This window comes from Bacillus sp. 7_6_55CFAA_CT2, from assembly GCF_000238655.1.
GTDB lineage: Bacteria > Bacillota > Bacilli > Bacillales > Bacillaceae_G > Bacillus_A > Bacillus_A cereus.
Genome location: NZ_JH414710.1, coordinates 221,521 through 235,952 on the forward strand (window position 1 = coordinate 221,521; position 14,432 = coordinate 235,952).

Here is a 14,432-nt window from a genome sequence, read left to right on the forward strand (position 1 = left end):
ATCCGTTTATAAAACAGCCTCTACGTATCTGAAAATCCGAACCTTGACTAAAGACTACGTACAATCTCCAATCCTTTTCTTGTTAAATGAATTCCAGCTCTCCCTCTTTTTATTTCCACATAACCTTTCATCTTCAGGAAGTTCAATCGGTGTCTCACTTGTGCTTCAGATAAATTTATTTCGACTTCTTGGCTCTTTTCAGAAATAATCCTTCTTCCGATTGCTTTTCCTTTTTCTTCATAATTCATGATAAGGGTAAGGATGAAAAGTGATTCTTGATCAAGAGCGTTTGAACTTGAAGAAAAGGGTGTTATACTTTCGGCTTGGTCGCTATCTGTTTTGCTAGGTGGAGGCTTTTGAAAGTAATGTTGATTAGGTAAATCATTTTTTGTTATTTGGTTTCCGGTACGGACAGCAAGCATATAATCTATCGTATTTTTAAGTTCTCTTACATTTCCGTACCATGGATATCCTTGCAGTTCTTCAATTAGTTCTTGTTCAATTTTGACTTTAGGGTCCGATAGCGCAACAAAATGTTTAGCCAATAATTCAATGTCATTTCGGCGCGCCCTTAATTCGGGAAGGTGTATAAAGAGTACTTTAAGCCGATGGTATAAATCTTCTCTAAACATATTTTCTTGAATCATTTTCAGTAGATCTTTATTGGTTGCTGCAATAATTCGGACGTCTATCGGGATAATTTGGCTTCCGCCAACACGCATGATTTCTTTTTCCTGCAATACTCGAAGGAGTCGTGCTTGAAGTTTCAGACTAATATCTCCAATCTCATCTAAAAAAATAGTGCCACCATTTGCTTGTTCAAATAGTCCCATTTTCCCGCCCTTTTTTGCTCCGGTAAACGCTCCGTCTTCATAACCAAATAATTCACTCTCGACTAAATCATCCGATAAAGCACTGAAGTTAACAGCAAGAAAAGGGCCGCTATTTCGCTGGGAAGCATTGTGAATAGCACTTGCAAACAACTCTTTTCCGGTACCACTTTCACCTTCAATTAATACAGTTAAATCCGTCTTAGCTAACCTTTTGGCAATTTGTTTCGTGTCTTGGATCGTAGAGCTAATGCCAACGATATTATGGAAGTTGTATTTTGCTACATAACCTTTTTTGATAAATTCTTTTCTCAATTTCCGTTCAAACCCGATAGTCTTAAGGGCATTTCTAAAAGTAACAATAATTGATTGATCATTTATATGTAGACGTTCCACTATTACATCCAAGCCGTTTACAACAAATATTCCGCTTTCTTGTTGCTTATTTGAAAGGATGAAGTTTACTAAATCAATATTATCAATAATGGCATCAATCGGATGACCAATAGCGTTTTTACTTTTTATTTTCAGCATGCTTTCTAAGAATTCATTAAAGACAACAATTCTTCCTTCATAATCAATAGCTAGTATGCCATCACCAACACCATCAATAACTTGATGAAGTTGTCGATGAGCTTTCGCTAAATTCTTTGTTAAATCTACTATTTTTCGATAGTATCTTTCAGAAACGTGGTTACCTGATTCCTCCATTAAATGAAATCGATCTAGAATGGACATGATTGTAGTAATATCTATTAATCTATGACCAATATTAATTACTTTTTCTACAAAGTCAGGGATAATTTCAAGTTCGCCAGGTGTGATTGCGAGCTTGATCATTTGTATATTCGTTTTTCCAGGATAGTATGGGACATATTCAATGTGGTTCAGCCCTAATTGACGCATCGTTTCAATGGATTCGTATACTGTTTCATGATTATCATTCACATATAGAGCTTGTGTGCCTTCTGGTAAAAATAAAAGCTGATCCACGTTTTCATAATTTAATGTTCGTTTTGCTATGATTACTTCGCAGTTTTCCCCAATAAAGTCTTTCACCGTTTCTATCGTAAATGTATTCGGTAATACAATTAATGTAGAATGAAATACTTTTGGAATACTTTCTTCTATAGAAAAACTTTCGATATCTATGAGATCACCTACCATCTCCGTTAGTTGTTGATGTAGGGCTTTTCGTGTTTCTTTTAAAACAGTGATCAATACAATGTGGTTAGTTTCAAATTTGTTCATAGAGCACCTCTTTAGTTGAATGGAATTGGTCTAAAGTTGGTTATTAAATGGTTATTATGTAACCATTTAATAACCAATTATAATACATTTCAACATAGTAAACACCGATAAAGTGACAAAATATTTAAATATGTGTAAATAATTGTTTGAATTTTAATGTTGGCACGATATTTGCTTATATCAATGGTGTGTAAAGAAATAGGGAAATGAGTAGAGTCGTAATTTACATATTTAATTCTTTACCACTTGCTAGAAAAGGGAGGTTAAGAGTATACAATTTCAACAGAGAAAGACAACGAAACCATTTAAATTATGAGGTGAGAGAAAATGAAACCACTAATTGGTGTTACTGGGTATTATATTGATCATAGTGAAATAGGGAAGGAGGGCTTACGAGGGCTACCAGGTCAAGATATGGCTATCTTTTCTTATGACTACATTCGTTCAATTCAACGAGCAGGTGCAACGGTTGTTCTACTTCCAATTGAGGAAGTTGATCAAATTGAGTCCACACTTAATCAATTAGATGGATTGTTATTGGCTGGTGGCGCGGACATCAATCCTGTTTATTACGGTGATATTCCAAAAGCATATATAGGTACTGTAGAGGAAGAACGAGATAATTTTGAATTAAATCTGGCAAAGCAGGCTTTAGAAAAAGATATTCCTATTTTAGGAATTTGCCGAGGATTACAAGTGTTAAATGTTGCAGCTGGTGGAACTCTTTATCAAGACTTAGAGCACGAGATGGGGCCAGAATATTTCCATGTTCGAGAACAGTTCCGTAAATGGCAGGGCTCTCATTCCGTAGATCTTCTGGAAGAGGGGAAAATTTATGAGGCTATTGGCCAAAAATCTTTAATGGTTAATTCTTTTCACCATCAAGCAGTGAAAACATTAGGGAAAGATTTTGAGGCGAGTGCATGGTCCTTTGATGGTGTAATAGAGGCTATTGAATCGAAGGCTCATCGTTATGTAGCAGCGGTTCAATGGCATCCAGAAATGATGTCGGAAAGGGATGTCTTGCAGCAACGTTTATTTAACCAATTTGTAAATGAAATTAGTAAAAAGGTAGTTAAATCCTAGCGTGTTATAAATAAAAGAATTGGTGGATAGCTTGGTACGTCATGGTAGTGGGGAAACCAGACTGCTAGCTGCCCGGAAAAGTAATAATCAGTGGGGGGATGAACAAAACCCCCATTGATCAACGTTTCATTTTATTGCAAAGGGGATTGGTATATGAGTCAAGTATCAGAGAAGGCAGTTTCATTCGAGCCAGAAGAAAAAAAGGAAAGAAAAGAATGGAAAATAAACGTATTTGCAATGTTACTTGTCTTGTTAATTATTGCGGCTGTTATTACACATATATTGCCGGCCGGAAAATATGAACAGATTGAAAAAAATGGGTATACAACAGTAGATCCAGATTCATTTAAATGGATTGAATCAACGCCACTTGGATTTTTTGATACGGTAAAATCTATTCCTACAGGGATGGTAGAAGCTGCTAATATTATCTTTTTTATTCTTATTATTGGAGGTTTTTTTGGTGTATTAAAGGCATCTGGTACGGTTGAGGCTCTTGTTTCAACGATGGCAAAAAAACTCGCTAACCGTGAAAAGTTAATGATTCCTATTATCATGCTGTTCTTTGCACTTGGCGGGTCATTAATGGGGATGGCTGAGGAAGCTTTAGTGTATGTGCCTCTATTTATTCCGCTAGCTCTTGCGGTTGGATTTGATACGATAACAGGAACTGCGATGGTACTAGTAGGAGCGTCCGTCGGATTTACAACGGCAATTATGAATCCGTTTACAGTTGGGCTGGCTCAAGGGATAGCGGGTCTTCCTATGTATTCGGGGATGGGGTTCCGCCTCGTTTTATTCGTAGTCATATATGTAATTGCTGTTACATTCGTTTATCGTCATGCGATGAAAGTAAAGAGGGATCCTGCAAGCGGAATTTACGGAAAATTCGATACAAACAAGCAAGACAGCCTACTAACAGCGAAAGTAGAGTTAACAAAAAGACATAAATGGATATTAACGGCCTTTTTAATCAATTATATTATTCTTGTATTTGGTGTTATTAAGTACGAGTGGTATATAAAAGAAATTGCAGCCTTATTTATTATTTTAACTATAATCATTGCAATTCTTGGCAAGATATCTCTTGATGATACAGTAGAATCTTTTACACAAGGATCGGCATCTTTAATCGGGGGAGCTTTAATTATTGGTGTATCACGCGCTATTTTAGTTGTCTTGAATCAAGGGCATATTATAGACCCACTACTGTATCAAGTGTCGGAAGGAATGGAACATATTTCTCCTTTTTTAAGTGTTGTTGGAATGTACAACTTCCAAGTAGCGATTCATTTTATTTTAGCATCAGGTAGTGGTCATGCAATGTTGACAATGCCTATCATGGCGCCACTTGCAGATTTATTGGACATTACACGCCAAACAGCTGTATTATCCTTTTCATTCGCGGATGGTATTGGAAATATTATTTTTCCAACAGGTGGTACGCTAATGGCTGGATTAGCAATTGCAGGAATTTCATGGACAAGGTGGGCAAGGTGGATTCTTCCTTTAATTCTAATTGAATACTCGATCGGTTTAATAGCAGTTATAATTGCTCATCTTATTGGTTATGGTCCGTCTTAATAAAAGGTGAATATGCTTTCAGTTATAGAAAGTTCGGATTTGAAGAAGAGCGCTAAATAATGGTGATAGAAAAGCCCGGTTTAGAAGGGCTTTTTTTCTATGTGAAATTTCATTTGTTTACATAATATCTTTACAATTATTTGATGAAATATATGTAACTGCATATTGTGAGGGTGGGTGGTTATCCCTTCTTTCCATTTGGAAGGAAAGGGGGTGATAATATGGAGTTTTTGTTTGACCTTGTAAAAGAATTTGTAAAAGCGACTGTACGTGAAGTTTCAGCGTATTTTTTGCGGAAGCAACTTCTGGATAAGGACAACAAAAAACCCACTCTGCGCCGTAGGAAGCAAAAGGGTGGGTTTCGTAAAAAATAGTAACGTGTAATAACCACCACCCTATACGGTAGCAGTTAAGGAAGAGATGTTAGCGCATCTCTTCTTTTTATTATATGCCATTTTATTTGATGTCATACTTATATAGTATTCTACGGAAAATATATCATATTCCTATTTTGTGGTCAATTTGATCCCGCTTTAACGGGCAGTAAGACCCCCATCTCAAAATTCAGTGGAAGCAAAGAAGTTAGGTGGGGGTCGGGCTGTCCGTTAAAGTCCGATTGGTGAGGGCTGATAATCAGCGGGGGATGAACAAAACCCCCCACTGATTAAAGTTTCACTTTATTGCATGATTGAACAGGTGTAGTCTTATTCCTCTTCAAACTGAAAAATATCCCTGTTAATAAGTTGGTGGAGATACCTATCCATTTCAGCAGCAGAAACTTTTCTTTCATTTTTAAACCACCATGCGCTTAATGAGGTGATTGCCCCTGAATAAAATTCAATGATTAGATTATTTGGCATCGTATGATTTTTGCGCAGTTGATGTAACGCTTCTATTTCTTGTTTTCTCGTTTCGTGACTTAAATACTGTGTCCGGTTAATAAATTGTTCATCAGACATTTGCGTTTCTAATATTTTACCGATTTCTTCATGGTGTAGAAATTGTTCCATTACTTGAAATGGTTTACTTAATCGATCTGAAACGGGTATTTCAGCAATCATCTTGCTGTATCGTTTAAATCCAAATGCTAATAAAGCATCTTTATCTTCAAAGTGTTTATAAAAGGTTGTTCGGTGTACCATCGCGCGGTCACATATTTGGTTAATTGTGATCGTACTATATTTCTGTTTTGATTGTGTCATTAATTCAAATAAGGAATCCCATAGTAATTTATGTGTACGTCTAATACGTAAATCAATTTGTTTTTCATTATCGTTCATCTACAATTCTCCTTTTTTGTAGATTAAATATACAGTGGCTGAAAATTGATTCTCCCTTTTTAATCTACATATGTATATTATATTACATGTGTTCTGGTGTATTTAAAGTTTTTTAGTAAGAAACAGGAGGAGAATTTGCAAATGAATATGACAACTAAGAGCCCAGCAAGTGGCAAAGTTGATACTTCTAATATGAAACATACCCCTATTTTAATTGCATTACTGTTAGGGGCAATGGTTGCATTATTAAATGAAACATTACTTGGTAATGCGTTAACGGTATTAATGAAAGAATTTGATGTAACAGCTTCAACGATTCAATGGCTTTCTACAGCTTACATGTTGGTGGTTGGGGTTTTAGTCCCAATTACAGCGTTACTTCAGCAATGGCTCACAACAAGACAAATGTTTTTGATCGCTATGGTAACGTTTTTAGCTGGTACATTAATTGCGGGATTCGCACCGACATTTTCTGTTTTATTAGTCGGCCGTATCGTCCAAGCAGTAGCGACGGGATTAATTACACCGTTATTAATGAATACAATTTTAATCATTTGTCCACCTGAAAAACGTGGTGCGACAATGGGATTAATCGCACTTGTGATGATGGCAGCTCCGGCAATTGGTCCTACATTATCTGGAGTAATTGTGGATTCATTAAATTGGCGCTGGTTATTCTACATTGTTATTCCAATCGTGATCATTTCAATTATGATTGGGATGAAGTACATTCAAAATGTTTCAGAGTTAACAAGACCAAAAGTAGATTACCCATCAATCCTTTTATCGACACTCGGATTTGGCGGACTTGTGTATAGCTTTAGTGCATCAGGTGATTTAGGATGGTCTGATACGAAAGTGTATGGCGCTTTACTTGTTGGATTTATCTCATTATGTATTTTTGTCGTCCGACAATTAAAAATTGAGAATCCAATTTTAGAATTACGCGCATTTAAAGTCCCGATGTTTACATTATCAGTTGGATTAATCGTCATTGTGATGATGTCGTTATTTTCAACGATGACTTTATTACCGATGTTCCTGCAAACAGTTTTACTCGTTACAGCTTTTAAATCAGGAATCATCATGCTTCCGGGAAGTGTTATTAGCGCCATAATGGGACCAATCGCAGGTAAACTATTTGATAAATTTAGTCCGAAAGTTATTATCGTCCCCGGTATTGTGTTAGTGGGGATAGCAATGTTCTTATTTAAAGGTATTACTCCTGATACATCAATGGTACAAATTATTGTTATGCATAGCGTATTAATGGTTGGACTCATGTTTGTCATGACGGCACAAACATACGGTTTAAATCAGTTAACACCAGATTTATATCCGCACGGAACAGCACTGTTTAGCACACTGCAACAAGTAGCTGGCGCAATTGGTACGGCTATCTTTATTTCGAAAATGTCTTCAGGAACAGCTAGCTATATGGAAAGCTCCGCAAATCCAATGGACCCAGTAGAGAAGTTAAATGGTTTAACGTCTGGATTCCAAGGTGCATTTGCACTAGGGTTAGTCTTTATCATTGTTGCTTTTATCGTATCGTTGTTTTTAAAAGAAGAGAAAGAGGGAGTAAAGGCAGCGAGGGTTTTACAGAACGAGAATTAAGATTTAAATAAAAAAGACATCTTTAAGAGGTAAAGATGTCTTTTTATATTTCTTTCGTAACACTTGTTTTTGATGTCTTAATACATAAGAATTGGTATGTAAAATATTTGTATTTTTTGAACATGAATAATTATTGAGAATAACGATGCAAAGCTGTGCTAATAACTAAAAGTCCAATAATGAGAGAAAGTGTTCTTATAATAAGTTCTGCCACTAATAGTTCACCAAATGATTTAGTGACATCGTATATAGATCCTGTTAGGAGAATAGGTGCAATCATAATTATAATTCCAATTATTATTTGAAGAAGTAGATTGATGTTTTTATTCAAGACAATCACCTCCAAAAAAATAGGGAATGAGAATATGGGTTTTTTTGTATTATAAAATGATTATATCGTATTACATTAAACGATGAGAATATTTTTAAATAGTAGAAATTAGAGACTCTTCAATAAAAAGGAATTAAATATGGTATTCTTTAGTTAAGATATGTAAACGAAGACGGGGGAAATGAAGATGGATAAGAAGCTAAAGTATTGGCTAGCATCTATTATAGGGGGAGTAGTACTTGCAACTGGTATGACTTATGGAATATTACAGTTTGCTGAAGTCCCGCTTAAGGGTGAGGACCATGTTTTTGCAGAGGTTAATAAAGAAGACATACTATCGAATGAAGCAGAAGTGAAAGGTTCAAATGCACAACTTCACATTACAGTAACTTCTACTGAAGAAGAAGTTATTTCAGCTATGCATAGCATGACTCATCAAAAAGTAAAAGCGTGTGAAGGAAAGGGAGCAACCCCTATGTCCAAAAAGAATGCAGAGAAAGTAAGAAATATTCTAAACGGAAACAATTTCAAGAACAAAGAAGAGCTATTAGCAATTACTGAAAGATGGGCAAATAGAGATTTTAGTAAAATTGTAGAAGAACATAACTATTTTATTAAACTTCAAGGTGGCGTGATAGGTGAAGCTACAGTGATGGATAAGGTAGACGAGCAAGTATTCTGTCTCAATACTTTCGGTGATGATGTAACGGCCGCATTAATTAAATCAGGAGATCTTCAAGCGCTGTAAGGTGTTTTTTCTTTGATATAAAGAAAGCCTCAAGTATTCATATACTTGAGGCTTTTCCAATGGAAAGATAGGAATGGTCCGAATTCTTTACATTAAGAACAAAGTGGAATTACTCCTAAACCAATTAATAAAGCTGCAGCAACTGCTGGAATTGGTACAGGAATTTGAATACCTTCTACAAATAAGAAATATTGACCACTTACTATTTTAAAACAAACTAATTGCATGGCTATTCCTCCCTTCTTTTAGGATTAATACATTATATTAATTTATCTATCTATTGATATAGTTAAATTATTTATTTTTAAAAATATAGTTAATATGTGAATAGTTTTCGAAAGGACCTGCTCAATCAATGCGGAAAAACATAAGATGAAACGAATCCATTAAAATACATGAGTGAACCTTAGTTTTCCCCTCTTATCTAAAGGAGGAACTATTATGGGTTATGGTGGTAGTTGTGGCGGTTGTGGCTTTTCTGGAGGCTTTGCTTTATTAGTTGTGTTATTCATTTTATTAATCATCGTTGGAGCTTCTTGCTTCTGCTAAAAACTATTGGAAAAGACACTCATATAGAGTGTCTTTTCTTTCGTGCAAAATGATTCCTGACAATAGCCAACTGTATAAAGTATACGGTATACTTTTGCCTCATTAGACATATAAAAATGTTGGAGGGATGTTATGAAACTAGTAGGGAAGCACATTTATATTCGGCTTTATAAAACTGATGATGCTAACGAGTTAGCTAACTTACATATTAGAAATCGCGAATTTTTTCAACGAGTTTGTCCATTGCTCCCAGAAGTTTTTTATACAGAAGAACATCAAAAAATACGTCTTGAACAAGCTCTAAAAAAGACAGCTGAAGGGCAAGTATACCCTTTTGGAATCTTTTTAAGAGAAAATGATAAGCTTATCGGAGACATTTCATTAACTCAAATTGTTAGGGGAGACCTCCAAAGCTGTTATACGGGATTTACTTTAGATAAGGAGCATAATGCAAAGGGCTATACAACAGAGGCTCTTCAACTTGTTGTAGATTTTGCTTTTAGGGAATTAAAGCTACATAGAATTGAAGCAGGAGCGATGCTTGATAATATAGCATCTATTCGTGTATTAGAAAAAGTGGGGTTTAAAAAAGAAGGTATAGCGAAAGAAAATATAAGGATTAATGGCAAATGGACAGATCATCAAATATTAGCTATTATCAATAGTTTGGATGTGTAAGTTTATTTTGATTCCAATAAAGATAATCATGTAACTCTTCAAACTCTACCAACAGTTTTATAGAGACCTGTACAATTTTCGGATCAGAAACTAACCTTACAAGTCTTGAAATTCCACCTAACTCTACAATTACTCTATTTGAAAATTTTACAACTAACCACACTAAGACTCTTATTCGTTTTAGTTTGAGCTTTAGCTTTGTATTTGCTGCGTTCGTCACATTGACTAGTAGAACATTTAAATCCACAACTCCACAAACAATTAGATTAACACCAGGGAGATACAAGGACTTTCTTATTTGAGGATGTTAAATGCCACTTCAGTTAACGCCTCATCAAGGCCATTATTTATCCAACAAACAACATATTCATATTACTGTGAGAATAGTGACTATGGTTAGTATTAGTTATTAAAGAGAGCTTTGGCTCTTTTTTTATTTTCTTTCGACATAATATGACAATATATGAATTAATAGTTTGGTATTATTATCTAGAAATCTTACATTTATCTACAAATTATTATTGTATTTTCAGGTTTTTAAATGTAAAATATTTCAATGTAAATACATACCATTTAGGGGGATAAAGAAATTTATGAAAAAATTATTAGCTTCAGCAACAGCGGTAACACTATTAACAGTGGGGTACAGTTCTTCTGCATTTGCAGCTAAGAGTCCTAATGATACAAAAAACTGTGGTCATTTTAAAAGTCAACAAGATGCTCAAGCATTCTGGGATCAAAATGGATATGGTGTTGGAAATGATCCACACCGTTTAGATAATGATAAAGACGGCATTCCATGTGAAGATTATAAATATCCAAAGAGCACAAATACTACAACAGAAAATAAAGAAACTACTAAACCTCAAGAACAACCTAAACAAGAAAATACTAAACAGGAAAACACTAAACAAGAACCTGTTAAACAAGAAAACACTAAGCAAGAGAATTCAAAACAAAATAACCAAACAACAAATAATAAACAAGAACAAACTAAGCCTCAAACAACTGCAAAAGAAACAAAGAAAAATACTAATACAGTTGTGAAAAAAGAAACGAAAAAACAAGGTGAAAAATTACCTAATACAGCATCAAACGGTGTTACAATGATGTTAGCAAGCTTAGGATTAGCATTAGCTGGTTCTGTATTAATGTTCCGTCGTAAAAAGACAAACGCATAAAATAGTTCCTTAAAACGGCAGGAGAAATCCTGTCGTTTTCAAATGGAGTGATAAAAGTGAATAAAAAACAATGGATAGGCTTATGTTTAACTGTTATTGGACTTACTATCTTTTCCTATTATTTTCTAGAATGGTATAATGCTAGACAATCAGCAGAGTCGTTAACAACTAACGAGGCTAAACAATATGAGACCTCCACACCTTCTAAAGAAAATGAAACGCAAAACATCAATCAAACAGAGACAAAGATTGACACTTCATTACAAGAAGAACCTGTACAAATTCCCGCTTCAAAGGTAAACCATCAGTTAGGAGATAAAGTAGCATATTTAATTATCCCTAAAATACAAAAGAAATACTCTATATTTTGGGGAGCTGATGATAAAGTACTAAAAAAGGGTGTAGGTATGTTTGTTAGTGACTTAACTACTACACCATCTGGAAATGGTCATACAGTTTTAAGTGGACATAGAGATACTGTTTTTACCGAGCTTGGTCAATTAAAGGAAAATGACCAACTTATCGTGGAATATGAAAATAAAACATATACATATGAAATTAACAAGCATTGGATAACAGATTCAGAAGATCGAACAGTTATTGTAGAAAAAAGTGAGCCAACATTAACATTAACAACTTGTTATCCTTTTGACTATATAGGAGACGCTCCAGATCGGTACATAATTGAAGCATCTCTACTTTCCATTCATTGAGGATGGAAAGTCCAATACACATTAATTTTAATAATATGTATTGGACTCCCATTCAAGTATCATTTTTCTTAATGAATATTTGGTATATTTTAGGGTGTTTTTTACTGTTTTTATGTTAAGATATTTTGGTTGATATTCATCTTATTTTAGGAGGTTGGAAAATCTGTTACATGCTTTTCATATGGATTTTAGTTTCTATACCGAAAGTATAAAAGTTTTAGGGTTATTAGGGAATTCTACTCGCTTATCAATTGTTTGTAAATTGATTACATATGGATCGTTGTCAGTTTCTGATTTAAGTAAGCAAACAAGAATTACAGAGGATTTGATTGTACAACATTTGCGTAAATTAGCCTTTGGAAATATTGTAATTAGTGAACGTATAGGGAAAAGGCTTTATTTTAAAATAAAAGATAATAAAACAATTGAGATTATTAAGGTATTAGGATTACTAAGTTAATTTTCATTACTTTCAATATAAATGATTTTGCTATAACTCAATTGTGCAAAATCACATTTAGCCTGCCTACGGAAATAGGGAGGTTTTTAATATACAAAAAGGCGCCCATATAAGGGTGCCTTTTCCAATAGTTTTTAGCAGAAACAACTGCATCCGATAATGATTAATAAAATAAACAATACAACTAATAAAGCGAATCCTCCAGCGAAACCGCAGCCTTCGCCGCAACTACCACCATATCCCATAACAATAGTGCCTCCTTTAGATTAGAGGGTAAAACTAGGGTTCATTCCATGGATTTTAATGGGTTCACTTTACCTTATGTTTTTAAGAATTAATTGAGCAGGTCCTTTTGAAAATAGAAAAAAGACGCCATAAGGCACCTTCCTTTTAGGTAGATAAGACTTTAGTTTTCCAATCTAAAGAAATTTTGTATCAGCTCTTTGAGAGTATATCATGATATTCGCTTGATTTATTATGCATTATTACATATCATTGTAAATCCCTCTATTTTCCATTTGATAAAATGCAATCCCAATATTGTTAATAATTAAATAAATATTTCTACAAATTGAAAATATTTACAAAAGATATAAAAGTGATACATTTAAGGTGCAAGTTATAAAAAATATTTAAGGGGGATTTATTATGTTTAAGAAATTAGTAGTAGGAACATTAACAATTGGTATCGTATTAACTGGAGGGATTGGAGCAACATCAGCAAGTACAGAAGGTGTAGATAATACTAAAAATTCAGCACCAATTATCCAACGTACCCAAATACTTAAAGATGATTTCAGTCTGATAAATGGTGAAAGAGAAGTATCGTTCGAGCATGTAAAAAAAGCAGATATGAGAGTTCATATGACAAACAATACTAAAGGTACACTTGATTGGTCTTTAAAAGACTCAAAAGGTAATGTTATTGGTTCTGGATCGTTAGCAGCAGGAAAGGGTTTTACAAATACGTACAATACTCTTCCAAAAGGTAAATATAAGCTTAAAGTTACTCACAGAAATGGTGGTTCTGGATCATTCTATGCAGCTGCTCGTACTTTAGACTAGTATATATAGAATCATCTTAAGTATATTAAAGAAGAACAATCAGGGAGTTTGAGGATTAAGGAGTTTTGTTATAATATCATCGTGCTAATGCAAAATCAAAAAAGGCCTACCTAGGAAAATAGGTGGGCTTTTTAATGCAGAAAAAAAGACACCCAAAGGTGTCTTCTGACTTGAATTAATATTTCAAACCGGACGGTTCGGTCTGAAATAGAGTTAAGATATTAACAAATTAATTTTCTTAATATTCACCTGTAGCATATTCTCTCTTATTCTTTTAGTTAAAAATAATAAATAGCAATCACTGCTAGCGAATTATTAATCATGTGCATTATAATTCCCACATATAAACGCCCGGTTAACTTATAAGTACAACCTAAACCAATTCCCAAAAGGAAATATGGAATTGTTTCTAAAGAAAGAAGACTAACATGCATACCTGCAAAAATAGCTGAAGAAACAAGTACACCTAACCAGGAATTTTTAAAAATTCCATGCTGTATAACACCACGATAGACAATTTCTTCACCAATGGGTGCTACTAGAGCAATAGAAAATGCGAAGACTAAAATGGGTAACGTTACTTGGCTTTCTAATTCAACTTGATTAGATGAATGAAAACTTATAAAGTCTGCTAGTAACAGCGGTAGGGATTTACATACTACAGTTAGTACTAGACCTAAAAGTAAGCTTTTTGGCAAACTCATCGTAAAATTATTTTGATTTGTAAAAGGCTCTTTAGATCTACGATAATAAAAATAAATTATTAGAACAACTAACAAATCAATTGCGTCAAACGAAATGCTCATCCCGCCAAACTGTTCATCACTAATGAAATAAACTAGTGCGATAAGTTGCTTTAAAATCATATAAAACACAAAAATCCCTAACGATATTGCCGACATTTTATTGAATCGACATTGTTTTTTTAATATACCAAACACAAAAAATCCTCCTTGAAATAATTTTAATTCGTAGAACATGATAACAAAGTCTAACTTCTTTTGCACTACTTATATAATAAAAATACAATTTAAATATATCTAAATTATATAATATCAA

Annotated in this window: 18 protein-coding genes; 11 read left to right on the forward strand and 7 right to left on the reverse strand. The window is 34.1% G+C overall.

Annotation, left to right across the window (positions count from 1 at the left end; translation table 11 throughout):
• Positions 1-47 precede the first annotated feature (47 nt).
• A complete protein-coding gene (locus tag HMPREF1014_RS16765; RefSeq protein ID WP_001031768.1) occupies positions 48-2,081 on the reverse strand; it encodes a sigma 54-interacting transcriptional regulator in 2,034 nt (677 codons plus the stop codon).
• Between the two features lie 327 nt (positions 2,082-2,408).
• On the opposite strand from HMPREF1014_RS16765, the gene HMPREF1014_RS16770 reads away from it, so the two are divergent.
• The 3 genes from HMPREF1014_RS16770 to HMPREF1014_RS31645 all read left to right on the forward strand — a co-directional run bounded on the left by HMPREF1014_RS16770 (position 2,409) and on the right by HMPREF1014_RS31645 (position 5,125).
• On the forward strand, positions 2,409-3,167 hold the full coding sequence (locus tag HMPREF1014_RS16770; protein WP_000803236.1) for a gamma-glutamyl-gamma-aminobutyrate hydrolase family protein: 759 nt from the start codon (positions 2,409-2,411) through the stop codon (positions 3,165-3,167).
• A gap of 153 nt (positions 3,168-3,320) precedes the next feature.
• Positions 3,321-4,751, forward strand: a complete 1,431-nt coding sequence (locus HMPREF1014_RS16775; RefSeq protein ID WP_000084614.1) for a YfcC family protein — start codon at positions 3,321-3,323, stop codon at positions 4,749-4,751.
• A 221-nt stretch (positions 4,752-4,972) separates the two neighbouring features.
• Positions 4,973-5,125: a hypothetical protein gene (locus HMPREF1014_RS31645; protein WP_000394752.1), complete on the forward strand. Its 153-nt coding sequence runs from the start codon at positions 4,973-4,975 to the stop codon at positions 5,123-5,125.
• Between the two features lie 330 nt (positions 5,126-5,455).
• On the opposite strand, the gene HMPREF1014_RS16785 is transcribed toward HMPREF1014_RS31645, so the two are convergent.
• A complete protein-coding gene (locus HMPREF1014_RS16785) occupies positions 5,456-6,031 on the reverse strand; it encodes a TetR/AcrR family transcriptional regulator (RefSeq protein ID WP_000999277.1) in 576 nt (191 codons plus the stop codon).
• 141 nt (positions 6,032-6,172) lie between these two features.
• Between HMPREF1014_RS16785 and HMPREF1014_RS16790 the strand changes: the two genes are divergently transcribed.
• Positions 6,173-7,648 carry an MDR family MFS transporter gene (locus HMPREF1014_RS16790; RefSeq protein WP_001057530.1) on the forward strand — a complete coding sequence of 492 codons (1,476 nt, stop codon included), beginning with the start codon at positions 6,173-6,175 and terminating at the stop codon, positions 7,646-7,648.
• A 130-nt stretch (positions 7,649-7,778) separates the two neighbouring features.
• Here the strand turns inward: HMPREF1014_RS16790 and HMPREF1014_RS16795 are convergent, their stop codons facing one another.
• Positions 7,779-7,979, reverse strand: a complete 201-nt coding sequence (locus HMPREF1014_RS16795) for a hypothetical protein (RefSeq protein ID WP_001038825.1) — start codon at positions 7,977-7,979, stop codon at positions 7,779-7,781.
• Positions 7,980-8,166: 187 nt separating this feature from the next.
• Here HMPREF1014_RS16795 and HMPREF1014_RS16800 point away from each other — a divergent pair, with 187 nt between their 5' ends.
• Positions 8,167-8,727 carry a PRK06770 family protein gene (locus tag HMPREF1014_RS16800; RefSeq protein ID WP_000358638.1) on the forward strand — a complete coding sequence of 187 codons (561 nt, stop codon included), beginning with the start codon at positions 8,167-8,169 and terminating at the stop codon, positions 8,725-8,727.
• Between the two features lie 92 nt (positions 8,728-8,819).
• Here the strand turns inward: HMPREF1014_RS16800 and HMPREF1014_RS32215 are convergent, their stop codons facing one another.
• The gene (locus tag HMPREF1014_RS32215) at positions 8,820-8,954 is read right to left on the reverse strand and encodes a hypothetical protein (RefSeq protein WP_001177693.1); all 135 of its coding nucleotides are present in this window, start codon (positions 8,952-8,954) and stop codon (positions 8,820-8,822) included.
• 214 nt (positions 8,955-9,168) lie between these two features.
• On the opposite strand from HMPREF1014_RS32215, the gene HMPREF1014_RS30300 reads away from it, so the two are divergent.
• Positions 9,169-9,276 carry a YjcZ family sporulation protein gene (locus HMPREF1014_RS30300; RefSeq protein ID WP_000540375.1) on the forward strand — a complete coding sequence of 36 codons (108 nt, stop codon included), beginning with the start codon at positions 9,169-9,171 and terminating at the stop codon, positions 9,274-9,276.
• 132 nt (positions 9,277-9,408) lie between these two features.
• Positions 9,409-9,954 carry a GNAT family N-acetyltransferase gene (locus tag HMPREF1014_RS16805; RefSeq protein WP_000779770.1) on the forward strand — a complete coding sequence of 182 codons (546 nt, stop codon included), beginning with the start codon at positions 9,409-9,411 and terminating at the stop codon, positions 9,952-9,954.
• On the opposite strand, the gene HMPREF1014_RS31890 is transcribed toward HMPREF1014_RS16805, so the two are convergent.
• A complete protein-coding gene (locus HMPREF1014_RS31890; RefSeq protein ID WP_164876736.1) occupies positions 9,935-10,174 on the reverse strand; it encodes a hypothetical protein in 240 nt (79 codons plus the stop codon). The genes HMPREF1014_RS16805 and HMPREF1014_RS31890 overlap by 20 nt on opposite strands.
• Before the next feature lie 373 nt (positions 10,175-10,547).
• Here HMPREF1014_RS31890 and HMPREF1014_RS16815 point away from each other — a divergent pair, with 373 nt between their 5' ends.
• From HMPREF1014_RS16815 to HMPREF1014_RS16825, 3 genes are all read left to right on the forward strand, one after another.
• A complete protein-coding gene (locus tag HMPREF1014_RS16815; RefSeq protein WP_000734536.1) occupies positions 10,548-11,135 on the forward strand; it encodes an excalibur calcium-binding domain-containing protein in 588 nt (195 codons plus the stop codon).
• Positions 11,136-11,191: 56 nt separating this feature from the next.
• Entirely contained in the window at positions 11,192-11,848 is a 657-nt protein-coding gene (gene srtD / locus HMPREF1014_RS16820) for a class D sortase, LPxTATN-specific (RefSeq protein WP_001036093.1), read from the forward strand.
• Between the two features lie 181 nt (positions 11,849-12,029).
• Positions 12,030-12,308 carry an ArsR/SmtB family transcription factor gene (locus tag HMPREF1014_RS16825; RefSeq protein ID WP_000347623.1) on the forward strand — a complete coding sequence of 93 codons (279 nt, stop codon included), beginning with the start codon at positions 12,030-12,032 and terminating at the stop codon, positions 12,306-12,308.
• Positions 12,309-12,442: 134 nt separating this feature from the next.
• Here HMPREF1014_RS16825 and HMPREF1014_RS30305 read toward each other — a convergent pair whose 3' ends face one another.
• Positions 12,443-12,553, reverse strand: coding sequence for a YjcZ family sporulation protein (locus tag HMPREF1014_RS30305; RefSeq protein ID WP_000540371.1), 111 nt, complete (start codon positions 12,551-12,553; stop codon positions 12,443-12,445).
• Positions 12,554-12,956: 403 nt separating this feature from the next.
• Between HMPREF1014_RS30305 and HMPREF1014_RS32610 the strand changes: the two genes are divergently transcribed.
• A complete protein-coding gene (locus HMPREF1014_RS32610) occupies positions 12,957-13,373 on the forward strand; it encodes a hypothetical protein (RefSeq protein ID WP_000473852.1) in 417 nt (138 codons plus the stop codon).
• 278 nt (positions 13,374-13,651) lie between these two features.
• Here HMPREF1014_RS32610 and HMPREF1014_RS16835 read toward each other — a convergent pair whose 3' ends face one another.
• Positions 13,652-14,314 carry a CPBP family intramembrane glutamic endopeptidase gene (locus tag HMPREF1014_RS16835; protein ID WP_000467044.1) on the reverse strand — a complete coding sequence of 221 codons (663 nt, stop codon included), beginning with the start codon at positions 14,312-14,314 and terminating at the stop codon, positions 13,652-13,654.
• Positions 14,315-14,432: the final 118 nt, after the last annotated feature.